The organism is Virgisporangium aliadipatigenens (assembly GCF_016863615.1).
Taxonomy (GTDB): domain Bacteria; phylum Actinomycetota; class Actinomycetes; order Mycobacteriales; family Micromonosporaceae; genus Virgisporangium; species Virgisporangium aliadipatigenens.
On record NZ_BOPF01000003.1, the window covers coordinates 231,701 to 254,972 of the forward strand.

General features: G+C 71.7%; 19 protein-coding genes. 16 read left to right on the top strand and 3 right to left on the bottom strand.

Features of this window, described 5'->3' with window-relative positions:
* Positions 1 to 10: 10 nt before the first annotated feature.
* Positions 11 to 994 (top strand): hypothetical protein, encoded by a 984-nt coding sequence (locus Val02_RS05265; RefSeq protein WP_203897737.1) that lies wholly within the window; start codon positions 11 to 13, stop codon positions 992 to 994.
* 25 nt (positions 995 to 1,019) lie between these two features.
* On the opposite strand, the gene Val02_RS05270 is transcribed toward Val02_RS05265, so the two are convergent.
* Complete coding sequence (locus Val02_RS05270; RefSeq protein ID WP_203897738.1) at positions 1,020 to 2,030, bottom strand: hypothetical protein; 1,011 nt, start codon at positions 2,028 to 2,030, stop codon at positions 1,020 to 1,022.
* Positions 2,031 to 2,129: 99 nt separating this feature from the next.
* On the opposite strand from Val02_RS05270, the gene Val02_RS05275 reads away from it, so the two are divergent.
* Entirely contained in the window at positions 2,130 to 2,720 is a 591-nt protein-coding gene (locus Val02_RS05275) for a TetR/AcrR family transcriptional regulator (RefSeq protein ID WP_203897739.1), read from the top strand.
* Here the strand turns inward: Val02_RS05275 and Val02_RS05280 are convergent.
* A complete protein-coding gene (locus Val02_RS05280; RefSeq protein WP_203897740.1) occupies positions 2,717 to 3,937 on the bottom strand; it encodes a PucR family transcriptional regulator in 1,221 nt (406 codons plus the stop codon). The genes Val02_RS05275 and Val02_RS05280 overlap by 4 nt on opposite strands.
* Positions 3,938 to 4,025: 88 nt before the next feature.
* Between Val02_RS05280 and Val02_RS05285 the strand changes: the two genes are divergently transcribed.
* From Val02_RS05285 to Val02_RS05330, 10 genes are all read left to right on the top strand, one after another.
* Complete coding sequence (locus Val02_RS05285; protein WP_203897741.1) at positions 4,026 to 4,883, top strand: dihydrodipicolinate synthase family protein; 858 nt, start codon at positions 4,026 to 4,028, stop codon at positions 4,881 to 4,883.
* A gap of 91 nt (positions 4,884 to 4,974) precedes the next feature.
* Complete coding sequence (locus Val02_RS05290; protein ID WP_203897742.1) at positions 4,975 to 7,011, top strand: M6 family metalloprotease domain-containing protein; 2,037 nt, start codon at positions 4,975 to 4,977, stop codon at positions 7,009 to 7,011.
* On the top strand, positions 6,990 to 7,409 hold the full coding sequence (locus Val02_RS05295) for a hypothetical protein (RefSeq protein ID WP_203897743.1): 420 nt from the start codon (positions 6,990 to 6,992) through the stop codon (positions 7,407 to 7,409). The genes Val02_RS05290 and Val02_RS05295 overlap by 22 nt, the downstream gene beginning before the upstream one ends.
* Positions 7,406 to 7,963, top strand: coding sequence for a TlpA family protein disulfide reductase (locus Val02_RS05300; protein WP_203897744.1), 558 nt, complete (start codon positions 7,406 to 7,408; stop codon positions 7,961 to 7,963). Before Val02_RS05295 ends, Val02_RS05300 begins: the two co-directional genes overlap by 4 nt.
* On the top strand, positions 7,960 to 8,550 hold the full coding sequence (locus Val02_RS05305) for a sugar transferase (RefSeq protein WP_203897745.1): 591 nt from the start codon (positions 7,960 to 7,962) through the stop codon (positions 8,548 to 8,550). The genes Val02_RS05300 and Val02_RS05305 overlap by 4 nt, the downstream gene beginning before the upstream one ends.
* Before the next feature lie 105 nt (positions 8,551 to 8,655).
* Positions 8,656 to 9,810: a glycosyltransferase family 4 protein gene (locus Val02_RS05310; protein WP_203897746.1), complete on the top strand. Its 1,155-nt coding sequence runs from the start codon at positions 8,656 to 8,658 to the stop codon at positions 9,808 to 9,810.
* A complete protein-coding gene (locus Val02_RS05315) occupies positions 9,807 to 11,090 on the top strand; it encodes an O-antigen ligase family protein (RefSeq protein WP_203897747.1) in 1,284 nt (427 codons plus the stop codon). Before Val02_RS05310 ends, Val02_RS05315 begins: the two co-directional genes overlap by 4 nt.
* On the top strand, positions 11,065 to 11,970 hold the full coding sequence (locus Val02_RS05320; protein WP_203897748.1) for a Wzz/FepE/Etk N-terminal domain-containing protein: 906 nt from the start codon (positions 11,065 to 11,067) through the stop codon (positions 11,968 to 11,970). The genes Val02_RS05315 and Val02_RS05320 overlap by 26 nt, the downstream gene beginning before the upstream one ends.
* A complete protein-coding gene (locus Val02_RS05325) occupies positions 11,946 to 13,418 on the top strand; it encodes an oligosaccharide flippase family protein (protein WP_203897749.1) in 1,473 nt (490 codons plus the stop codon). Before Val02_RS05320 ends, Val02_RS05325 begins: the two co-directional genes overlap by 25 nt.
* On the top strand, positions 13,415 to 14,182 hold the full coding sequence (locus Val02_RS05330; RefSeq protein ID WP_203897750.1) for a sulfotransferase family protein: 768 nt from the start codon (positions 13,415 to 13,417) through the stop codon (positions 14,180 to 14,182). The genes Val02_RS05325 and Val02_RS05330 overlap by 4 nt, the downstream gene beginning before the upstream one ends.
* Here the strand turns inward: Val02_RS05330 and Val02_RS05335 are convergent, their stop codons facing one another.
* Positions 14,183 to 15,511 carry a serine hydrolase domain-containing protein gene (locus tag Val02_RS05335; RefSeq protein ID WP_203897751.1) on the bottom strand — a complete coding sequence of 443 codons (1,329 nt, stop codon included), beginning with the start codon at positions 15,509 to 15,511 and terminating at the stop codon, positions 14,183 to 14,185.
* Positions 15,512 to 15,578: 67 nt separating this feature from the next.
* Here Val02_RS05335 and Val02_RS05340 point away from each other — a divergent pair, with 67 nt between their 5' ends.
* The 4 genes from Val02_RS05340 (at position 15,579) to Val02_RS05355 (ending at position 23,246) form a co-directional block, all read left to right on the top strand.
* Complete coding sequence (locus tag Val02_RS05340) at positions 15,579 to 16,223, top strand: TetR/AcrR family transcriptional regulator (RefSeq protein ID WP_203897752.1); 645 nt, start codon at positions 15,579 to 15,581, stop codon at positions 16,221 to 16,223.
* A 215-nt stretch (positions 16,224 to 16,438) separates the two neighbouring features.
* Positions 16,439 to 17,665, top strand: a complete 1,227-nt coding sequence (locus Val02_RS05345; RefSeq protein ID WP_203897753.1) for an amino acid--tRNA ligase-related protein — start codon at positions 16,439 to 16,441, stop codon at positions 17,663 to 17,665.
* 40 nt (positions 17,666 to 17,705) lie between these two features.
* Positions 17,706 to 19,262 carry a GGDEF domain-containing protein gene (locus Val02_RS05350; protein ID WP_203897754.1) on the top strand — a complete coding sequence of 519 codons (1,557 nt, stop codon included), beginning with the start codon at positions 17,706 to 17,708 and terminating at the stop codon, positions 19,260 to 19,262.
* A gap of 183 nt (positions 19,263 to 19,445) precedes the next feature.
* Positions 19,446 to 23,246: an nSTAND1 domain-containing NTPase gene (locus tag Val02_RS05355; RefSeq protein ID WP_203897755.1), complete on the top strand. Its 3,801-nt coding sequence runs from the start codon at positions 19,446 to 19,448 to the stop codon at positions 23,244 to 23,246.
* Positions 23,247 to 23,272 lie beyond the last annotated feature (26 nt).

Sequence of the window (23,272 nt, forward strand, 5' to 3'; positions counted from 1 at the left end):
ATCCCGCGTCATGAGCCGTACGACGCCGCCGCGCCCGTTCGACATCACGGCCGTCTTTCCCGAGCTGCGGGAGCACTCGGCGACGGCGACCCGGCTGCATCCCCGGCCGGGCGCGCCGACGGCCGCCGACAGTTCGATCGGGGGACCGCTGCGCTGGCCGGCCGACGAGCCGTGGCCGCACTGCGAGGAGGGCGACCTCCATTACGCGCACCGCGTCCTGACCCCGTCGACGGTCCGCCGCATGCGCCGGATCTACGCGGCCGCGCAGGCCAGGGCGGACGCGACGGGCACCCGCTACGCCCCCACCGCCGAGGAACGCGCACAGCTGCCCGATCCCACCTTCTCCGAGCCGCACGGCCTCCTGGAGCAGCCGATCCCGTACGTTCCCGTGGCACAGCTGTACCGGCGGGACATCCCCGACTTCGCCGGGCCCGACGGCACGGACCTGCTCCAGGTGCTGTGGTGCCCGCTGGACCATCCGGAGGACCAGTACTGCCCACGGATCCGGCTGTACTGGCGCCGCGTCGCGGACCTCGGCCCCGTGCTGACCGAGGTGCCCGAGCCGCCGGTGGTCAACGACAGCTACCTGCCCGTCCCGTGCGCCGTTCACCCGGAGCGGATCCTCGAACACCGCAACGACGGCATGCTGCCGGACGGCCTCGACGCCCGGATCCGGGCCTGGGAGAAGGAGAGCGGCCTCCGGTACCACGCCGACCTGTCGCTCGCGCCCGGCTGGAAGGTGGGCGGCTTCGCGCACTGGGGTCTGACCGACTGGTACGCGGTCACGTGCAAGGAGTGCGGCACCTCGATGACGCTGCTGCTCACGGTGGCCTCGTTCGAGTGGAACGGCACCGGCGGCACCTGGCGCCCGATCGAGGAGCCGGCGGGCGCCGGGTCGAATCCGACCAGGGTGGTCATCGGCCGGGGCTACGACCTGTTCGTCTTCCGGTGCCCCGAATCCTTCGACCATCCGCACGCCACCGCGATGCAGTGACCCCGCGCCGCCGGACGCGCCCGGGTCAGGCCGGCGCAGGGCTCGGCGACACCGGCGCCGTGTCAGGTGGGGCGTCGGTAGCCGCACCCGCGCGCCGCGCGCGGAATCCCCCGGCGACGCACAGCACCACGCCGACGGCCGACCACACCAGCAGCACGGCCAGCGGGCCGTTCGCGGCGTGCCCGTCGAAGAACGCCGTCGAGCGCAGCAGCGCCCCCGAGGCCCCCGGCGGGAGGAGCTGTCCCAGGTCGCCCGACCGGCCGGGCAGCATCTGCGGCGCGGAGGTGGCCCCCGACAGCGGGTTGCCGACGAGCATCATGAGCGCCGCGCCGATGCCGAGCCCGGCCGTCCCGAGCAGGGACTCCAGGCCGAGCAGGGTCAGCGCGGTGGCGGCCACCGACAGCGCGATCACCCCGGCGTTGGCCAGGTAGTTCCCGTCGATCGACCCGAGCCAGAACTGCATCAGCGCCGCCATCGCCAGCCCACCGGTCACGGCGAACGCGAGCGCCCCGACCACCCGACGCGCGGTGCCGCGCACCCGGCTCGTGATGAGGAACGCGGCGAGCAGCCCACCGATCACGAGCGGCAGCGCGGCGGCGCCCAGTCCCGCCCCGCGCGGGTCGTCGGAGGGCAGCGGCGCGAGGTCCCGCACCGGTACGCCGCCGGCCTGCCCGCCCAGCCCGGCGGCGACCCCTTGCAACGCCTGCGCGACGACCGGGCTGCCGGCCGACGCGATGATCACCTGGGGCGCGCCGGTACTGAGGTCGATCGCGCCGTACACCTCGCGATCGCGGACCGCGCGTTCGGCCGCGGCGGTGTCCGGCACCCGCACCACGTCGAACGCCCCCGGCTGCCGCTGCTCCAGCGCGGCCGCGACCCGGTCGGTGGCGGCCGCCGGTCCGGCCAGTGCGATCGGCACGTCGTGCACCGAGGAGCGCACCACCGGCCACGCGAACGCGGTCAGCAGCACGCTGATGACGGCGGTGAGCAGGGCGACGGTCGCCGCCACCCGCCGCCACGGGCTGGATGTCCCCACGGGGTGCCCCCTAATTCCACGACTGTAGAGTTCCTCGCCACCATAGAATTCCACACGTGTAGAAGTCAACAGTCGGTGAACTGCGCTACCGTCGGGGCCGTGACACAGGCGGGGCGGCGACCGGGCGGGAGCGGCACGCGCGCGGCGATCCTGGCGGCCGCGCGCGAGCAGTTCGCCGACAAGGGATACGGCGGCGCGTCGTTGCGCACCATCGCGGCGGCCGCGGGCGTCGACCCGGGCCTGATCCGCCACTTCTACGGCAGCAAGGACGACCTCTTCGCCGCCGCGCTGGAGGTGCCGGAGGAGATGGCCGAGCTCATGGTCCGCGCCCTGACCGGCCACCCCGACGGCCTCGGCGAGCGCGTCCTGCGCGCCTACCTGGCCGTCTGGGAGGACCCGGCGATGGCCGGCCCGCTGCTGGCGGTGGTGCGTTCCGCCGTCACCTCCGAACGCGCCGCCGAGCGCCTGCGCACCCTCATCGGCGCGCGGCTGCTGGCCGAGGTCGCGCCGCATCTGGGGCCCGACGGCGACGTGCGGGCCGGCATCACGGCCGCGCACCTGATGGGCATCGCGGTGTCGCGTTACGTCTTCCGCGTCGAACCGGTCGCCAGCCTCGACCGGGAGGTCCTGATCGGCGTGTGCGCCCCGGTGATCCAGGCCTATCTCACGGGACCGCTGGGCAGGAACTAACCCCGCAGGCGGTGGAGTTTCAGCGCCAGGTGCAGGCAGAGGCGTTCGTTGCCGTCCTTGAGGTCGGTCTCGGCCAGCTGCTCCACCCGCTGCAGCCGGTAGTAGAGCGTCGTGCGGTGCAGGCGGAGCTGCTCGGCCGTCGCGTGGGCGTTCCCGGCCAGGTCGAGGTATGCCTCCAGGGTCTCGAGCAGCACCTGGTTGGAGTCGTCGCGCAGCAGGCGCTCGAGGCCGGGGTGCACCCCGGCGAGCTGCTGACCGTCCATTCTGGACAGTACGCGGTAGATCCCCAGGTTGGCCCAGGAGACCACCGGCCCCAGCGCCGGCAGCTGCACGCCGACCCGCGCCGACTGCAGCGCCTCGTCGTAGGACTCGATGGCGTCGGCGAGGCCGGCCCGGGTCTGTCCCACCCCGACGACGGCTCTGGCCACAGAGGACAGTCGCCGCGTGGACGCCTGCAGCGCCTCGCTCAGATGGGTGGCCACGCGCGTCACGGACGGCCGCCCGGCGAAGCGCCCGCCGAACGTCAGCAGCACCCCGTGGTCGTGCCGTACCAGGTGCAGCGCCTCGCGGATGCCGACCCAGCGGCGGGTGCTGACGAGCGCCTGTTCCAGGGCGATGCGGGCCACCTCGTCGAGCGCGTGCCCGCGCGGCGGCACGAGGTGCGCGACGAGCGCCACGGTCGGCCCGTCGCCGGCCACCACCCCGTCGGCCAGCAGCGAACGCACCGCCGTGTCGCGGGTCTCCGCACGGTCCACCAGAAGCGTGCGGGCGGCCTCGGCCTCGCGCTGCGACGCCAGTTCCCCCAGAAGGTTTTCCCGGTAGAGGGCGAGGGAGAGGTCCCCGGTGGCCTCGGTGACGATGGCGATGTCGGCGTCGGTCATGTCCTCGTCGGCGTCGATGAACCAGACGAAGCCCAGCAACAGGTCCTGGTGCCAGATCGGCACGCAGACCCGGGGGAGCAGCTCGAGCGCCTCGCACGCCGGGGTGCGCACGGGCTCGCGGGCCTTGTTGATGCCGACGTCGCGGAACCACGCGATGACGTCCGGGGTGGTGTGCCGGCGCAGGATCGACGTGCGGCGCACCTCGTCGATGACGCCGGTGTGCTCGGAGTAGACGACCACGCGCTGGCGCCGGTCCTCGATCAACGCGGGCCGCCCGACGCGCGCGGCGACGGTGTCGACGATACGTTGCAACTTCGCCTGCATATCGCCCTCCATCTATCGTCGGAAACCTTCGCACGTATCGACGGGTATTTCGGCAGGTGTCGGAAGACCGCAAGGGTTAGCCCTTCCTACCGTTGCGCGGATGAACGCCTGGCAAGGGGTCGTGGTGGCGCTGCCGACGCCGTTCCGCGCCGATCTCTCGCTCGACCTGGACCGGCTGCAGGAGCACGTCGGGTGGCTTGCGGCGGCCGGCTGCGACGCGGTGAGCCCTTGCGGCCCGCTGGGCGAGTACCAGAATCTCAGCGACGCCGAGCGGGCCGACGTGGTGCGCGCGACGGTCGAGGCGGCGCCGGCCGGGTGCGCCGTCGTCGCGGGCGCCGGCGGATACGGCAGCAGGCAGGCGACGTTCTGGGCCGCGCAGGCCGCCGACGCGGGCGCGCGGGCCGTCCTGGCGCCGCCGCCGCACCCCTACCGGGCGAGCGACGCCGAGGTGGTGGCGCACTACCGGGCCGTCGCGGCCGTGGGGCTGCCGGTCGTGGTGCACAACGACCCGTCGACCCTGGTCGAGTTGCCCCCGGACCTGCTGGCCCGCATCGCCGAGACGCAGGGGATCGCGGCCGTCACGACGATCGGCGCCGACCTGCACCGCCTCCGCGACCTGTGCCCGCACCTGGACCTGGTCGCCGGCGCCGACGACATGCTGCTGGAGGCGGTGGTCTGCGGTGCCACCGGCTGGCTGGCCGCGCTGCCCAACGCCTTTCCCCGCCTGGGCGTGGACGTCTACGCGCGCTGCGCGAGCCGGGACGTCTCCGCCGCACTGCCGCTCTACTCCGACCTCCACCCGTTGCTGCGCTGTTCGGGGTCGGTCCAGGCGGTCAAGTTCTCGATGGAACTGGCGGAGCGCTACGGCGGGCCGTCCCGACCGCCCCGTGCCGCGCTGCCGGCGCACGACCGGGCCGCGGTGACGGCCGCCGTCGCCCGGGCACTCCTGCATGTGTAGAACGTGCAACATCGAGTTACCGACATCTGCACGGTGACCCCAGGCGTCGACGCCCATAGATTCGCCCCAACCTTTGGGGAGGTGGGTCTCGATGTTGAGCACCAGAAGGCGATGGCGTCCGGCCTTCGTCGCGTTGGTCGCCACCGCCGTGGTGGTCTCCGGTGCGAGCGCCGTGTCGGCGGCTCCCGGCAACCCTGCGGGCGGCACCGGGCCGTTCGAGATCCTGGATCCGCAGAACTGGGCGAACCCCGACACGATGACCTGGGACGACTGGGTCCCGGTCCCCGGCAAGAACTGGGCCGACCCGACCGTTCGCGGATCGGTGCGCAACTTCCGCATCGCCCTGGTGACGCTCGACTACCCGGATCAGCCGTTCGTGGTGACCCAGCCGGCGCGCTCGACGGTGTTCGGCAACCCGCAGGCGACCGCGGCGAACATCCCGCGCGCCAACGTGGCGCAGTTCTACCAGGACTTCCTCAACAAGCCGATCGGGCTCAACCGCGGGCACACCCTGCACGAGTACTGGATGCAGGACTCCAACGGCCGCTACGGCGTGGACCTGACCGGGTTCGGCCCGTACCAGATGCCGTCGAAGTCCTACCAGTACGGCATCGACAGCGGGTTCAACCCGGGGGCGTGCCCCACCGGTGAGCAGTGCTCGAAGAACATCCGCACCGACGGGCTCGGTGCCTGGCGGGCCGCGGTCGGCGACGACGTCGCCAACTCCTTCGAACTGGTCTTCATCCTCGGCGCCGGTCAGGACGAGTCCGGCACGTGGCAGGAGTTCGGCCAGATGATGTTCCAGAACAAGGAGGACGTCCCCGACGCCTGGGGGCCGCCGGACCCGGCGCTGCCCAACTGGTCGGCGACCCGCTACGTGCCCTGGACGTCCTGGAAGGCGGCGGCGTCGATCTGGCCGAACGCCGGCGGCGGCTCCTCGACCCAGGCCGAGTCGAGCGGCCAGTCGACCTACGCGCACGAGCTGACGCACCTGCTCAACATCGGCGACAACTACAACAATCCCTATGGAACGCCACTGAGACGCGCCTACAGCGGCATTTGGAGCATGATGTCGCGGGGCACGTTCAACGGGCCGGGCGGCCCGCACAGCCGCTGGCAGATCCCGCCGGTCAACGGCGCCTCGATGGGTTCGCTGCACATGGTGCGGGACAAGGCGAAGATCGGCCTGCTCGGCGAGGAGAACATCCTGCGCCTGTCGCGTGAGGCGCTGGCCTCCTCGGGCATGGTCGTCGCGAAGGTGACGGCGCGGGCCGTGGACGCCGGGCCGAACGGCATCACCGGCATCAACATCGCCATGAACCGCGACCGTTCGCCGCGCTGCGACGTCAACACCGAGGTGCTCTGCGACGGCGGCAACTACAACAACTACACGGTCGAGGTGGTCGACCGGATGGGCGCGGACTCGTTCACTCCCGACCAGGGCGTGCTGATCAGCAAGACGAAGAACGCCGACAACGCCCCGTTCGTCTGGGTGGTCGACGCCAATCCGCAGGACATCGACATGGTGGACTTCTACCAGCCGAACGGCACCCCGCAGAAGATCACCATGGGCGATTACCGCCAGCTGTCCGACGCCCTGTTCCACGCCGGTGCGCAGTCCGGCAGCGAGTACGAGTACGTCGACGAGGCGAACCGGCTGAAGTTCTACATCATCGACCTGAAGCGGGACGCGGCCGGCGTGCTCTCCTACACGGTCGCGGTGAAGTCCCTCGACGGGACCGGCGGTCCCAGCGCGCACGGCGTCGCGCTCGGCGACGGCGCGGTCAGCACCCCCAACAGCCGGCCCACGCAGCGCGGGGTGACCTGCTCGTTCGAGCTGACCAACACCGGCACCTGGTCGGCCGGCGGCCAGCAGCACCCGGAGAACGTCAACGCCTACACCAGGTCCGACGTGTACCGCCTCTCGGCCACTGTGGACGGTCAGGGCTGGCGCACCCAGGTGCCCAACGCCCTCGCGACCGCCGAGTTCGGCAAGTCGACGACGGTGCGGGTCTCGGTGGGAGCGAGCCAGTCGGCGGCGAGCACCGGCGTGGTGAACGTGACGGCCACGTCGGAGAGCGACCCGTCGAAGACGGTCACCAAGCAGTGCCGGGTCGAGAAGTCCTAACCCTGACCCTCGCGGCGGCTCTGGTCTGCGGAGCCGCCGCGGGGTGTTCGGGGGAGGACACGTCGAAGCTGACGGTGCGGCTCCTGGTGCGCGACATCAATCTGCGCGCCGAGGGCGTCGACTGCGCCGGCACCGGTCCCTACCAGCACGTCCACAACAGGTCCGCCTTCACGGTGCTCGACGGCGCGGGGAAGCGGCTCGCGTCGGGCGAGCTGCCGCCGGGCCGGTCGGTCGGCACCTTCGAGGAGGACCTCGGGGTCGAGAAGGTGCCGACGTACTGCGAGTTCGCGGTGCCGGTGGAGGTCGCCGACCGGGCCGCCTACCGGCTGGTGGTCGAGGGGAAGGCGCCGATCGACCTGAAGAAGGACGCCGGCAACCTCGTGGCGGTGGTGCCGTGAAACGCCTCGCGTGGCTCGTCGCGCTGCTCCTCCTGGCGGGCTGCGCGGCCGATCCGAAGCCGCCGCCGCCGATCGGCGGGAAGGACGCGCTTCCCGGGCCTGTCCCGAGTGGACTGTCGCTGCGGCCCACCCCGTCGGGCGCGGTGGCGGCGCCGGCCGTTCTTCTTCCGCTCACCGACGGCTCCGTGCTGAACGTCGCGGACCTGTGGGCGCAACGTCCCGTGGTGCTGGTCTTCTTCAGTTCGTGGTGCACCCAGTGCGCCGCCCGGCAGGACGCCCTGAGCGAACTGGCCCGCGGCTACGCGGACCGGGTGCTCTTCGTCGGCGTCGCCGCCGAGGACAAGGACACCGACCTGCAGGACTACCTGAGGGCGCATCGCGTCGACTACCCGGTGGCGGTCGATCGCACCCGCGCGGTGTGGGAGTCCTACGCGGTGCGCGAACCCCCGGCGATCGCGCTCGTGGCGCCCGGCGGCGCGTTGCTCCGCGGCTTCACCGGCGGCCTGGACGCACCGGCCCTCGACGCCCGCCTGCGCGAATTGATCCTGGCATGATCTACCGCGGCCTGAAGTCACCCCTGGAACGGTGCCTCGCCGCCGTCCTCATCCTCGTGCTCGGCCCGGTCCTGCTGCTGTGCGCCCTGGCCGTCCTCTTCGACGGCGGCGGCCCGGTCCTGTACCGGCAGACCCGGGTCGGGCGGCACGGCGTCCCGTTCCGGATCCTCAAGTTCCGCACGATGTGCGTGGACGCGGACCGGCGGGTCATGCCGCACGTCGGCTCGTCGGTCCTCTTCAAGCTGCGCCAGGACCCGCGGGTGACCCGGGCCGGCCGGTTGCTGCGCCGCTGGTCCCTCGACGAGCTGCCGCAACTGGTGAATGTCCTCCTGGGACACATGTCCCTGGTCGGCCCCCGGCCGGCACTGTCCACAGAGGTCGCACAGTATCCGCCGGCCATGTACCGCCGGCTGGACGTGCGCCCCGGGATGACCGGCCTCTGGCAGGTCAGCGGCCGTTCCGACCTGCCGTGGGACGAGGCCGTGCGGCTCGACCTGCTGTACGTGGAGCAGCGGTCGTTCGCGCTCGACGCGCGGATCCTGCTCCGCACACCGGCCGCCGTGCTCACCGGCGACGGAGCCTACTGAAAACCTACTGACCAGCCCTATCAAGACAGTCAGGTATCGATGCACAAAAGTGACGGTGCTAGATTGCCGCGACCCGGCGAAGCAGCCGGTCAGGGGAGGCGGAGCGTGGCACAGCGCACCGGGTGGCGGCCGCTGAGGATCGCCATGATCGGCCAGAAGGGTGTGCCCGCCACGCACGGCGGCATCGAACGCCACGTCGAGGAGATCTCGACGCGGCTGGTCGCACTCGGCCACGACGTGACCGTCTACTGCCGCACCAACTACGGCGCCGAGGCCGCCGACGGCGCCCGCGACCTCGGCCCGGTACGGCTGCGCCCGGTGCGCACCGTCTCCAGCAAGCACCTCGACGCGATCGTCCACAGTGGCCTGTCGACCATGCTGGCCGTCGGTGCCCGACCGGACATCGTGCACTACCACGGCCTCGGGCCGGGACTCGTCGCGCCGCTGCCCCGGGTGCTGTCCCGGGCGCGCATCGTGCAGACCGTGCACGGCCTCGACAACCAGCGCGCCAAGTGGGGGAGGGGCGCCCAGTCGGTCCTGGGCCTCGCCTACCGGATGAGCGGCCGGGTCCCGCACGCCCGCGTGGCGGTCTCCCAATGGTTGGCCGCGCACTACGACCAGCGCTTCGGCAGCCTCACCCGCTACCTGCCGAACGGCGTCAACGAGCCCAAGCACCTGCCGCCCGGCGAGATCTCCGAGCGCTTCGGGCTGCTGCCCGGCCGCTACGCCCTCCTGGTCGGCCGCCTCGTGCCGGAGAAGTCCGCGGACCTGCTGATCCGGGCGTTCCGCCGGGTCGACAACGACCGGTACAAGCTGGCGATCGTGGGCGGCTCCTCGTACACCGACGAGTTCGTCGCCGAGTTGCAGCGGCTGGCCGACGGCGACCCGCGCATCGTCCTCACCGGCTACGCATACGGCGACGTGCTCGCCGAGCTGTACTCCAACGCCGCCCTGTTCGTGCAACCGTCCCATGTGGAGGGTCTGCCGCTGACGCTGCTCGAGGCGGTCTCCTACGGGCTGCCGGTGGTGGCGAGCGACATCCCGCCGCACCGCGAGGTGCTGGTGCGCGACGGACTCGGGCGGCGGATGTTCCGGGACGGGGACGAGGAGGATCTGGTGCGGGTGCTCTCGACCGCGCTCGCCGACACCATGGGCGAGAGCGAGGGCGTCTTCGACTACCGTGACCGCGTGATGGCGCACTACCACTGGGACGACGTCACCCGGGAGCTGGAGCACCTCTACCTAGACCTGGTGTCGTGAGCCCGTTCGTCGTCGGCTTCCTCTGCGGGGCGGGGCTGCTGGCCCTGACCCGGTTCCGCGCGTACGTGCTGCTGATGCTCGGCGTGCGGGTCATGGTGGACCTGTTCAAGGGCGGCGAACGCCTCACCGGCGCCACGACCCTGCTGGCCGTGCTGTTCCTCGTGACGGCGGGGCTGTGGCTCGCGGCGCGGCTGCACTCCCACAAACGACTCAAGGGCTCGCCGCTCGGGGTCGCCCTGCTGCTCGTGGCGGCCACGGCCGGCGTGAGCGCGCTCGGCTCCACGTTCCCCGCGGCGAGCCTGCCGGAGGTGCTGCGCATCCTCACCGTGGTGACGATGTTCGTGGTGCTGGAACAGCTGCTGCCGGAGCGCGGGACGACCGCGCGGGTGCTGATCGCCTGCTACGCGGGCCTCGCGCTGGCGCTCACGTACACGGCGGTGCTGACGCTGACCGGCCACCCGCCGTCGGAGGTGAAGGGCAGCTTCACCCGGATCAGCGGCCCGTTCACGCAGTCGACGACGTTCGGCCGGTACCTGATGTTTCTTGTGGTGTTCGGCTGCGGGATCCACCGGTTCGCCCCGAAACGGTGGAAGTCGGCGCTGACCGTCCTCATCGGACTGTCGCTGGTGTTCCTCGCCGCCACGAACACCCGCAGCGCCATCATCGGCACCGCGCTCGGACTGCTGGTCGTGGCGCTGCTGCACCGCAGTGCCGCGCTGGTGGGCGTGCTGGTCGTGGCGGCGCTCGGGACGGTGCTGCTGCTGCCGGCCGTCTCCGACCGCTTCGCGCAGCTCGGCGACGCGCGCACCACGGGCGGCGACCCGACCGGTAACACCATGGCCTGGCGGCTCGACTACTGGTCCGAGATCGTGGGGTTGGCCGATCGCAACCCGGTCACCGGCATCGGCCCCAACGTGACGCAGCGGGAGACGGACGAGGCGAAGCGGCCGCACAACGACGTGCTGCGCGCGTACGTCGAGACGGGCGTGCTCGGGCTGCTGGCGTATCTGGCGATGCTGGCCGCCTGCCTGCATACTGCGTCCCGGGCGCTGCGCAGGGCGCCGCCGGGCACGTTCGCGCGCGGGATCGCGGTCGGCTTCGCCGGTTGCGCGGTCGCGTTCGTGGCGGTCAGCGCCGTCTCGAACGTCGTGTCCAATGTGGTCACCATGTGGTACTTCATCGCCTTCGCCGCGCTGGCGTCGGCCGTGCGCCGCACCGACGAAGAGAAGACAGAGACAGAGAGCAGTGGAAATAATGGAGTACCTGCGCTCAGCGCGTAGACGCTGGTGGATCGTGCTCGGCATCCCGCTGCTGGCCGTCGCCGGGACCGCCGCCGTCGGGCTCGCCGCGGCGCAGCGTTACACCGCGACCGCCTATGTGGCCGCACCCGCGCTGCCGTTGACCGGCACCCAGGCGGTGAACCAGTTCGTCGCCGGCTTCAGCGCGGCCGTCACCGCGCCGGTCGTCATCGACGGCGTGTCGAAGGAGACCGGCGTGCCGGCCGGCACCCTCCGCGACGGGCTCGCCGTCGAACAGGTCGGCGCGAGCAGCCAGCTCACCGTCACGTACACCACCACGAAGCGGGACACCGTCGCGCCGGTGCTGCGCGAGGCGACCAAGCGCGCGTTGACGTTCCTCTTCTCGTCGCAGGTGACGATCGCCAGCGGGCAGGTCGACGCGGCACAGTCCGATGTGGACGCCGCGACGAAGGCCATCACGGTGTGGGAGACGGCCAACCGGGTGTCCCAGCCGGACAAGCAGTACCAGGCGACCCTCAACGAGATGGCGTCGCTGCGCCAGCAACTGCTGTCGATGCAGGCCGTCGGCAACCAGACCGGCGCCCGCGCAGCGCAGGCGGCGATCGACGCGGCGCAGCGGCGCCTCGACGAGCTGGGCCCGAAGCTGCCGGACTACCAGGCGCTGGTGCTCGCGCGCGACGCCGCCACCGGCACCCTGTCGCGGGCCCGCGAGACGCTGCAGGCGGCGCGGGCGCAGCAGGCCGCGGCCGATCCCGAGAAGGTCGCGACGATCGGTGCGGTCGGGCCGGTGTCGCGCGGCAAGGATCTGCTGAGGACGCTTCCGGCCGCCGCCGGCGCCGGGCTGTTGCTGGCCGTTCTTCTGGTGATGGGGCTGGAGTGGCGAGCCGCGCGCCGGCGATGATTTCCGGGGTGGCGCGCGGCGGCGTGCTCAACCTCGCCGGCGCGGTGGTCAACCAGGCCGCCCTGTTCGGCACGATGCTGTTGCTGGCGCGGGTGCTAGGCGCGGCCGACGTGGGGCGCTACGCGCAGTGCTACGCCGTGCTGGCCCTGCTCAACCTCCTCGCGCTGTCCGGGTTGCGGGCCGGGCTCACCCGGTTCGTCGCGGTCGACCTCGCCGACGGCGACCCGGGTGCGCTGCGCGGCACCGTCCACATCGGACTGTCGGTGTGCGCGGGTGCCGCCGTGCTCGTGGGCGGCGCGCTGGCGCTCGCTGCGCCGTTCCTGGCCGCCGCGCTGCACGACGACGGGCTCACCACCGGGCTGCGGCTGGTCGCGCTGACGCTGCCGGCGTCCGCGCTCGGCGAGGCCGCGCTCGCCGCGACGCGGGGGTGGCGCACGCAGCGGCCGTCGGCGTTCATCGGGCAGGGCTTCGAGCCGTTGGCCCGGCTGGCGCTCACCGCGCTCGCCCTCGCCTGCGGCCTCGGGCTGGCGGGCGCGTTCTGGTCGCTGGTCGTCGCCGCGTGGGCCGCTGCCGCGTTGTCCATCCTCGCGCTCCACCGCCGCGTGGGAACGGTCGAAGCGGCCCCACCCCGCCCGCAGCTGCGCCGGCTCTTCGGCTTCTCGACGGCCAGCTGGGCGGCCTCCCTCGCCACCACCGGACTCCTGTGGCTCGACACGCTGCTGCTCGGGGCGTTCGACGATCCGGACGTCGGCGTGTACCACGTGGCGACCCGGCTGGTCACGCTCGCCGTGTTCGTGCTCGCCCCGGTGAACGCCGCCTTCGCGCCGGCCATCGCCGACCTGCACCACCGGGGCGAGTTCGACGGCGTGCGGCGGCTGTACAAGGCGGCGACGGGATGGGTGGTGCGGCTGTCGGTGCCGGCGTTCGTGGCCCTGCTCGTGCTGCCCGGCGACCTGCTCGCGCTCTTCGGGCCGGCGTACCCGGCCGGCGCGGCGGTCACCGTCATCCTGGCGGCCGGTCAGCTCGTCAACGCCGCCACCGGCCCCTGCGGCACGCTGCTGAACATGTCCGGACGGGTCACGCTCAACCTCCTCGACAACGCGGCCGCGCTGGCCCTGAACGTCGTCCTCAACGTGTGGCTGATCCCCGCGCACGGCATCGTCGGGGCGGCCGTCGCGTGGAGCGCCTCGCTCGTGGTGGTCAACGTCGCCCGTGTGCTGCAGGTGCGGCGGCTCGTCGGCGTCCTTCCCGTGACGCCCGGACTCCTCAAGGGCCTCCTCGCGGGCGCCGTCTCGTTCGCGGTCGCGCTCCCGCTGTCGCCGCTGCCCGTGCTGCTGCGGCTGGTCGTCATCGGGGCGGTGTACACGGCGGTCGTGCTCGGCCTGCGACTGTCCACAGAGGACAAGGAAACGCTGCGGGCGGTCCTGCGGCGGAAGGCGGCCGCGTGAGGCGCCGCGCCGTCGACGGGCTGCGCCGGGCGGTGCGCGGCGCGCGGGCCTACATCGGGCCACCGGGGGACCTGCCGGCGTTCGTCATCATCGGGGCGCAGCGCTGCGGCACCACGTCGTTGCACCGCTGGCTCTCCGAGCACCCGTCGGTGACGCCGGCCACCGGCAAGGAGCTGCAGTACCTGACGCTGCACTACGCCCGCGGCGAACGCTGGTACCGCGGCCACTTCCCGCGCGGGGCAGTCTCCTTCGAGGCCACCCCGTACTACCTCTTCCACCCGCTGGCACCCGAACGGGCCGCGGCGGCGCTCCCGCACACGCGCTTCGTGGCGGTGCTGCGCGACCCCGTCGAGCGCGCCTGGTCGCATTACCTGCACAGCCGCGCGTACGGGCTGGAGCCGCTCTCCTTCGTGGACGCGCTCGCCGCCGAGGAGGAACGCCTCTCCCGTGGCGACGACCGCGCCCGGCGCGCCTTCTCGTACGCGGCCCGCGGCCGGTACGCCGAGCAGCTGCGCCGCTGGTACGCGCACGTCCCCCGGGAACGGCTCCACGTCCTGCGCACCGCCGACCTCGCGGCCGGCTACCACGGACTGCTCGACTTCCTGGGGCTGGAACGGCACACGCCCGCCTACGTCAGGCACACCCGCCGGGCCGACCCCGCGCCCATGCCTCCTGAGGCGAGGCACGCGCTGGAGAAGACGTTCGACCGAAGCGACCGGGAACTGGCGACGCTCCTGGACTGGCCCGACCCCCTCTGGCAGTGATCACCTCTCGCGCGAGCGGATGAGTCGGGTCGCCGCGACCGCCCGGAGCAGCGCCACCACCCCCGCCAGGACCGCCACCGCCACCAGCGCCGCACCGAGGTCGGGCGTCCACAGCAGCGCCATCCGCAGGTCCGCTCCCATTGCGGCGGGCACCCCGAGCGTGACCGCGCCGATCAGTACCGCGCATCCGAGCACCCACCACGCCGCGGTGCGCGCCCGCCCGCGCGGCCGCGCGACGAGGACCGCCGCCCGGGCGACGCCGACCAGCAGCAGCGCCGCGATGAGCACCGCCGCGCCGAGCGACCAGCGCAGCAGCGGATCCGGTGCGAGGGCCGGCGCCGCAGCGTCCCGAGCGAGCGCGAACGCCCGCGCGGCGAGCGCGCCGTCGAGGGCCGGGCTGTAGGCGTTCGCGAGGTAGACGACCGCGCGGCCGCGCTCGGGCATCAGGATCACCTGGGCGAACGATCCGGGAGTGGCGCCGGCGTGCCACACGATGCGGGTGCCGTCGAGCGTCCCCTCCCGCCAGCCGAGGCCGTAGCGCCCACCGCCGCCGGTGTCGACCCGGCCGGTGTGCAGCTCGGCGAGGCCGGCCGCGGTGAGGTTCGCCTGCGCGAAGCGGACCAGGTCGTCGAGGGTGGAGGCGACGTAGCCGAACGGCGCGCCGGACTGGTCGTAGCCGCGGTCGAACGCCCGGGTCCGGCCGAACAGGTAGCGATGGCCCGGCGGCACGCCGATCCGGGAGGCCTCCGACGCGGTGGCCGCGGAGCGTCCCATGCCCAGCGGCGCGAACACCGCATCGCGCAGGTACTCGCCGAACGGCTGCCCGGAGACCGCTTCCACGATCGCGCCGAGCACCGCGTAGTTGGCGTCGCTGTACCGGTGGGTCGTGCCGGGCGGCGCCTGCGGCGCGACGGTGGCCAGTTCGCGGACGGAACGCGCGAGGCCCTCCGGCGTGTTGTCGAACCGGTCGGTGCGGATCGCCCACTGCGCCAGCCCGCTGGTGTGGGTGAGCAGGTGCCGCACGGTGACCCGCCCGGCCGCGTCCTCGTCGGCGAGCCGGAACCACGGCAGGTGCCGGCGCACCGGGTCGTCGAACGTCAGCCGCCCGGCCTCGACCAGTCGCAGCACCGCCGTCGCCGTGAACGGCTTCGACACCGACCCGATCAGGAAGGGCGTCTGCGTCGTGACGCCCGCGCCGTGCGTCTCCGAACGGAGCACCGCGTCGCGCGACACGACCGCGAGGGCCGTCCCGGGAGGCGGCGCCGGAGCACCGATCGCCAGCAGTGCCGACGGAAAGCACAGCGCCACCAACAGAATCCAGACACGCATGCCACGTCCCCCATAACCGTATGGCTGTATGGCAAACATTGATACCGTATCGCGGTATGGTTATGCAATGCCGCGCACCGCCGATCACGACGCCCGCCGCCGCCAGGTCGCCGAGGCGGTCGCGCAGCTCGTGGCGACCGACGGCTTCGACGCGGTCACGGTCGCGCGGACGGCCGCCGCCGCCGGCATCTCCGTGGGGCTGGTGCAGCACTACTTCCCGAGCAAGGACGAGATGCTGCTGCACGCGTTCACGCTGGCCCGGGAGCGGATCGAGCGGCGGGTGCACGACGAGGTCGAACGCGCCGACCGGGCCGGTGCGCGGATCGAGCACATCCTGCGCGACGCGCTGGCCGAACTTCTTCCGCTGGACGCGCGTCGCCGACGGGAGTGCCGGGTCGAGCTGGCGTTCACCGGGCGGGCGATCGACAACCCGCGGCTGGCCGAGGCACTGGGGCGCAGCAACGCGCACGTGCGGGCGCAGCTGGCCCAGGCCGTGCACAACGGCAAGGAGTGCGGCGAGGTCGAGCCCGCCGTCGACGGGAACGCCGCCGCCCAGCGGCTGCTCGCCCTCGTCGACGGGCTGCGCCTGCACGCATACACCGAGCCCGACACGGTCACCGCCGACGCCGCCCGCGACGCGCTCGCCGACCAGCTCGCGCGCGTCTTCACCGGCCGCTGCCACCACCGGAAAAGCACTCGCGGCGGCCGATAGCCTGGCAGCAGGCGACGACGGAGACGAGTAGCGCCACGTCCACCGGAGTCGGAGAGAGCCGCCGGCAGCTGCGAAGGCGGACTCCGGCCGCGGCGCGAAGACACTCCCGAGCCACGCAGGACAAGAGGCCGTGGCGACGCGGCGAAGGTGTGGTGGCACCGCGAGGCTCCCGCTCGCCCACACCCCTCAGGGACCTACCCGAGGAGGTGACCTCCGTGCGACGGACGATGTCGGACCGGCTTCCCGAACACATCGGCCAGCAGATCAGACTCATGGGCTGGGTGCACCGCCGGCGCGTGCTGCGCGACGTGGCGTTCCTGATCCTGCGGGACGCCCACGGGCTGGCGCAGATCGTGGTGCGCGACGGCGGAAGGCTCACGCCGTTCCCCGAGGAGACGCCGGTGTCGGTGGTGGGTGAGGTGATCGCGCGGCCGGCCGCGCCCCACGGCGTCGAGGTCGTCGAACCCGCGATCACGGCGCTGAGCGACCCGGCGGCGGCGCCGCCCTTCGACCTCTACCGGCCCGAGCTGAGGGCGGGCCTGCCGACGCTGCTCGACCACGCGCCCGTCGCGCTGCGCCACCCGACGCGCGCCCACGTGCAGCGGGTCGCGGCGGCGGCGGTCGGCGCGTTCCGCGGCGCGCTGGAGCGGCAGGGGTTCGTCGAGATCCACACCCCGAAGATCGTCGGCGCGGCGACCGAGAGCGGCGCCGACCTCTTCGCGCTGGACTACTTCGGCCGCCCCGCCTACCTCGCGCAGTCGCCGCAGCTCTACAAGCAGATCATGGTCGGGGCGCTGGAGCGGGTCTACGAGGTCGGCCCGGTCTTCCGCGCCGAGCCGAGCGACACCGCACGCCATCTCGCGTCGTACGTCTCGCTCGACGCGGAGCTGGGCTTCATCGAGGACCATCGGGACGTCATCGCCGTCTGCCACCTCGCCCTGCGCGCCATGCTTCAAGCCATTCCGTCGAACGACCTGAGGGTGCCCGCGGAGCCGCTCATCGTGCACTTCACCGACGTGGCCGAGGGCGAGGACCTCTCGCCGGCGGACGAGCGGCGCATCGGCGAGTGGGCCGGGCGCGAACACGGCACCGACGCCGTCTACGTGACGGGCTACCCGACGGCGCACCGGGCGTTCTACACCCATCCGGACCCGGCGCGCCCCGGCCACTCCCGCGCGTTCGACCTCATCTTCCGCGGCGTCGAACTGGTCAGCGGCGCGCAGCGCCTGCACCGCCACGACGACTACGTGCGCGCCCTGGCCGAACGCGGCGAGACCGACCTGACCCCGTACGCCGCCTACCTCGACGCGATGCGCCACGGCATGCCCCCGCACGGCGGGTTCGCGTTCGGGCTGGAGCGGTTCGTCGCCGCGGCGCTCGGCCTGCCGAACGTCCGCCACGCCGCCCTCTTCCCGCGGGACCTGCACCGCCTCGCTCCCTGAGGGCTACTCATGGGCACGCGCGGGCTGCCGATGTCGGAACGTGTCGCCGGACCGGCTGCCCGCGCAGATCCCGTCGTTCGGGCCCTGGCACCACCTGGGCCTGCGCGTGTACGCGCTCATGTCCCGCGGCCACGCGACGGCGGCGCTGCGCCTGTCCGAGGAGGTCGAACGGGTCGCCCGGTTCCTCGGCGACGACCGCGCCGTCGGCCAGGTGCTGCAGAGCCGCATGTACGCCCTGGTGCGCCTGGAACGCCTGCCCGACGCGCTGGCCGTCGGCGACGCCGTGCTGGAGCTCAACCGCCGCGCCGGCCTGCGGGTCGCCGAGGCGAAGGCGCTGGCCGACACGGCGGAGATCCTGGTCAAGCTGGGCCGCCTCGACGAGGGGCTGTACCGGCTGGCGGCGGCGACGGTGCTGCTCGACGCGGCCCCCGCCGGGCACCCGCGCTACGGTGCCGCGCTCTCCTCGGTCTGCGGCGCGGCCCAGGGCGCCCAGCTGTACGAACTGGCCGACGACGCCTGCGCCCGCGCGCTGCGTGCGTCGCCGTGGCAGGCGAACTCGCTCACCCTGCAGCGCGCCGAACTGTTGCTGGAGTGGGCGCTGGGGCTGGAGCACGTGGGGCAGGCCGAGGAGGCCGAACGGATGTTCGCCCGCAGCGTGGAGCTGACCGAGCGATGGCTCGCCGAGCACAGCATGCTGGCCGACGAGGGCGGGAAGGCCGCCGACGCGCCCCTGGCCGCCGCGAACCTCGCCGTCGGGCTGGCCAAGGTGGGCCGGCACGCGGCGGCCGAGAAGCTGGCTGTGTCCCTGATCGGGTCGGGCGCCACCGACATGGACTCGCGCAAGGCGCACCTCGCGTACGGGCTCGTGCTGCGTGCGCGCGGCGACCGGGCGGCCGCGCGGCGGGAGTTCGTCGCCGCCGAGGAACTGGCCGACAGCGACTGGGAGCGCACCACCTACCGCTACGAACTGGCCCTGCTGGCGGTCGACGGCGACGAGCCCGCCGAACGCGCGGTGCTCGCGGCGCTGCGCGGGCAGGCGCGGCACCTGTGGCGGCAGCGGCTGGAGCGGCGGGCGATGATGCAGCAGGCCCGCCGCCGCGTCGAACTCGAGGCCGCGCAGGCCGAGGCGCAGCGCGTCGCCGCCCAGGACCCGCTGACCGGCCTGGGGAACCGGCGGCAGTTCGACCGGCGCATCGCCGGGCTGGACGAGTCGTACGTGCTGGTGCTCATCGACGTGGACCGGTTCAAGGAGATCAACGACGGCTTCTCCCACCAGGTCGGCGACCGGGTGCTGTGCGAGGTGGCCGCCACGCTGCTGGCGCACTGCCGGGCCGAGGACAGCGCGGTGCGCCTCGGCGGCGACGAGTTCGCCATGTTCCTGCGAACGGACCTGCCGGGCGCCGCCCGGGTGGCCGCCCGGATCCGGGAGGTGCTGGCGGCGCGGGACTGGGACGCGTTCGGGCCGGGGCTGCGGGTGACGCTGAGCATCGGGCTGGCCAGGTACGCGCGGGGGATGGACGGCGCTGCGCTGTACGACCGGGCCGACCGCCAGCTCTACACGGCCAAGCGTGCCGGAAGGGACCGCGTATCTGCCTGACCTCGGTGAATGCCTTTGTGAATATCAATCGCATTGGTGATGGTCCATCGGGCGTCCGTCTGTGCCTATTCGGTCAATCGTGCGTGGCGTGCGGCCTGATTAAGCTGCGCCGTGTTCCGGGGCCGAGGTCTTGCCCCGGCGCCAACTTGATCTCAGGGCGGGCACGCCCGCGAATCGTGGAGCATGATGTCCGAAACGGAGATCGGTCAGGGTAAAAGGCGTGCGGCTTCGATCCGCGCGGACGTGGTACAGATCGGTGACAACAACATCCAGATCGTGCGGTATGGCCGACCGGGATCCGAACATGACGCCCTTGAAGTCGAAACGGCGCGCTGGGACGGGTGCCCGTATCTCGGCCTACGGCAGTTCGAGGAACGACATTCCCCGGTCTTTTACGGCCGTCGACGTCTGACCGACCGGCTCATCGAGCGTATTCGCCACCAGTTGGCCGAACGGGGACCACTGGTGGCGGTCGGCCCGTCCGGCGCAGGCAAGTCGTCGTTGCTGCGAGCCGGCCTGATGGCTGCCCTTGCGACGGGCGCTGATGTCCCGGGATCCGAGCGATGGCTCCGGCTCGCGATCACCCCGACAGCCACCCCGCTCACCACACTTGCCACGAAACTCGCGACGCTCGCGGGCGCCGATCCGATTTCCACGCTCGATGCGCTCACCGCCGCACCCCATCGAGCGCACCTCCTGATCGGTCAAGCGCTCAGTCGTTCGGATCATGACTGCGGTTCCGGATCCTCGCCACGCGTGACATTGGTGGTCGACCAGTTCGAGGAGTTGTTCACACTCGTCGAGGACGATTCGCAGAAGGATTGCTTTCTGGAGGCTTTGCGGGCAATCGCGGCGGAGCCTGTATCGTCGGACGGCAGCCCGGGAGCATTGGTCGTCCTGGGCGTGCGCAGTGACTTTCTCGATCAAATCACGGCCGTTCCGTTCCTGCGTGATGCTATCGAGTCTGGGCCGTTCGTAGTCGGTCCGATGAACGAGTCGGAACTGCGCGAAGCGATCGTCGGGCCGACAACCGAAGCCGGTGTCGCCGTGTCGAGAGAACTCTGCGATGTGATCCTCGAGGATCTTCGCGAGCAGACCAGGAAGGTCGGCTTCGACAACGGTGCGCTTCCCCTGCTTTCGCAGGCCATGTTCGTCACGTGGCAGGGAATGTCGGGCGACGTGCTCATGGTCGAGGACTACTACCGCGCGGGAGGAGTGGCGGGTGTCGTCCATTCCTGTGCCGAGGCCGCGTTCGAGGGCCTCGACGATTCGCAGCGGGAAGCCGCGCGGCGCCTGTTCCTGCATCTCGTGGTCGCGGCTGATGGCAAACTCACCCGCCGGTCGGCCTCCCGCCGTACCCTGACGCAGCTCGTGGGTAGCGACGTTCGCGGAGTACTCGAGGCCTTCGCGGCGCAGCGATTGATCACCTTGGACGACGACCGCGTCGAGATCGCCCACGAGGAACTTCTGCGGTCCTGGTCGCTGCTACGCGACTGGCTACAACCGCAGCTGACCGACCAGGTCCTTCAGCGAACCCTCGTCGAGGACACCGACGAGTGGGTGAGGAGCGGGCACAATCGGTCATACCTCTACGGCGGTGAACGACTCGTAGTGTTCCGGGACGCCGTCGAACGGTGGACAGCGGATTCGGCAGCGGGTCTTGAGGCGCCACCCGCCTCGGTGGAGTTCTTGGGCGCAGGCGTCAAACGCGAACGTCGGCGGCGGAAACTCGTTCTATGCGTGGCGGCGGTTCTGGTCGCACTCTTTGCCGCCAGCGCGGTTGCTGCGGTGGTTGCCCGGGAGAATGCCGAACGTGCTGACCGCAGCGCGGACCACGCCGACTACCAGCGGAGGTTGGCTGAGTCCCGGCAATTGGCCGGGCAAAGCCGCCAGTTCAGCGGTTCCGACCGCTACCAGTCGATGAAGTTCGCGGCTGCCTCTCTCGCCGTGGCCGAGACCGACGAGGCCCGCGAAGCGGCCAGTTCCCTGCTTGCGGAGTATCACTTCAACCTCAGCCACCCGGTCGGTGTGCGTTCCGTGGCCGCGAGTCTGGACGGTCGTCTCCTCGCTTCCGGTGCCGAGGACGGGACGATCCGTCTGTGGAAGCCCGAAACCGGCGAGCAGGTGGGCCGTCCCGTCGTTGGCCATGCGAGTCCCGTGGTCTCGATGGCGTTCAGCCCGGACGGCAAGTGGTTGGCGACCGGCGGAGACTTCAACGATTGGACCGCACGCGTCTGGGACGTGGCCACCGGGAAGATGATCAGCCCTCCGATGGGCGGCCACCAGGAGCGGGTCGGCGCCGTGGCCTTCAGCCCGGACGGCACCCTGTTGGCCAGTGCAAGTGACGATCGGATGGTCCGTCTGTGGGATTCGAGGACCGGCGAGCAGGTACGCACGCGGTTGGAACACGGGGGTCCGGTCGTCGCGATCCGGTTTCTGTCGGCAGGCAAGCTGTTGACCGCCGGCAATGTTGACGGGCATGGCGTCATCCGGACGTGGGACCTCACCAGCGGAAGCGCACTGCCGGCCGAAATCAGAACGACAAGGGAGATCGTCGACATCGACCTGAGTCCGGATTCCACAACCCTAGCCGTGGTCCAGGGAGCGGCCGGCGAGCCGGGCGACATTCAGCTGTGGAACATCAAGACGAACAGACCCGCAAGCCCGCTACGCCCTCAGCCCGAGGCTACAGGCGTGGTCAGGTTCAGTCCCGACGGCACGCAGATAGCGGTCGCTGCAGGCCGGATGATCGACGGTGGGGCGTCGATACGGCTGCTCAAGGGCTCCGACGCGACCGCGCTCGCCGCGGCGCCACCGGGGCACGCCGGCGGAACGCGGTCACTCGCGTACAGCGGCGACGGCCGAATGCTCATCTCCGGTGGCGCCGACAGATCCGTCCGGCTCTGGAACCCGGAGAGCGGCCGCCCGTACGGCTTCGCCGTCACGCTGCCAGAGCAAGGCTATTGGGCCGTGAGTTCGGACGTCGCGAAGATTGCGGTGGCCACCAGTGGCGCTGGGTCGACCTACGACGTGCGTCTGTTCGACACGACCAGTGGACGTGCGTTAACCGGAGCGATGCATCTTCCGGGTTTCGTTGATGGGATCGCGTTCAACGGTGACTCCACAATTATGGCGACGGCGTACTCCACGCAGGAGGGGGGAGCTGTCCTCTACTGGGACGCTGGTAACGGCCGCGTGATGTCCGGACCGTTTGCCACCCCAGGGCCGGTGATGAACATGCGATTCACCCATGGTGGGGAGTTGAAGGTGGTCACGACATCTCCCGATGGTGAATGGCTGCAGGTCTGGGACGGACGATCGCCAACCGCTAATGGTCCGCGAATGCCTGCAGGAGACAGTCGTGGTTATACGATCATCAGCCCGGACGGCAGGTCTTTCGCGGTAGTGGTGGACCAAGCCTCATCAATCGTGTCCTGGCGGCACGAGCCGCGTGGCGCGACGAGCGTCCGGCTCGGGCCGCATGACGGATACGTCAGAACGGTTGAGTTCAGCCCGTCCGGAAGGCTTGTAGCGGTGTCGTTCAATGCCGGCGGAATCGCTAGCGGCGACCCCGGTGTATATGTGTGGGAGGCGGTCACGGGGCGCTTACGGTCGGGGCCGTTGCGCCACTCCGGGAGCGTCAGCGACGTCGCCTTCAGCCCGGACGAGGAGGTTATCGCAGTGGCCCACCGATCGGCGAACGGATCGTCTCGTGTTCAGCTGTGGGATGTGCGTGCCGTCAGGCCGCTCGGAGCGCCGATCGTCATCGTGCAGGCGAACTCGATCACCCCGCGTGACTACGAGCCGCAGCTGACTTTCTCGTCCGACGGGAACACCCTGTTCACGTTCGATTCCCACATCGCCGCCTGGGATTGGCAGCTGTACCGGAGCCCGCGCGAGGCGCTCTGTCGACAACTCGCGGGGATCACGCAGCGCGAATGGGACGCGATCGTGCCCGGTGCGGCGGTCGTCCGGGTGTGCTGAAGGTGCTCCGCACTCGGTGGCGAAGC

What these genes read in the sequence shown, in the direction of transcription:
- Val02_RS05340 (WP_203897752.1), top strand. Translation starts at nt 15,579, where the DNA reads ATGCCGCGCACCGCCGATCACGACGCCCGCCGCCGCCAGGTCGCCGAG.
- Val02_RS05285 (WP_203897741.1), top strand. Translation starts at nt 4,026, where the DNA reads ATGAACGCCTGGCAAGGGGTCGTGGTGGCGCTGCCGACGCCGTTCCGC.
- Val02_RS05355 (WP_203897755.1), top strand. Translation starts at nt 19,446, where the DNA reads ATGATGTCCGAAACGGAGATCGGTCAGGGTAAAAGGCGTGCGGCTTCG.
- Val02_RS05290 (WP_203897742.1), top strand. Translation starts at nt 4,975, where the DNA reads ATGTTGAGCACCAGAAGGCGATGGCGTCCGGCCTTCGTCGCGTTGGTC.
- Val02_RS05280 (WP_203897740.1), bottom strand. Translation starts at nt 3,937, where the DNA reads ATGGAGGGCGATATGCAGGCGAAGTTGCAACGTATCGTCGACACCGTC.
- Val02_RS05265 (WP_203897737.1), top strand. Translation starts at nt 11, where the DNA reads ATGAGCCGTACGACGCCGCCGCGCCCGTTCGACATCACGGCCGTCTTT.
- Val02_RS05335 (WP_203897751.1), bottom strand. Translation starts at nt 15,511, where the DNA reads ATGCGTGTCTGGATTCTGTTGGTGGCGCTGTGCTTTCCGTCGGCACTG.
- Val02_RS05305 (WP_203897745.1), top strand. Translation starts at nt 7,960, where the DNA reads ATGATCTACCGCGGCCTGAAGTCACCCCTGGAACGGTGCCTCGCCGCC.
- Val02_RS05320 (WP_203897748.1), top strand. Translation starts at nt 11,065, where the DNA reads ATGGAGTACCTGCGCTCAGCGCGTAGACGCTGGTGGATCGTGCTCGGC.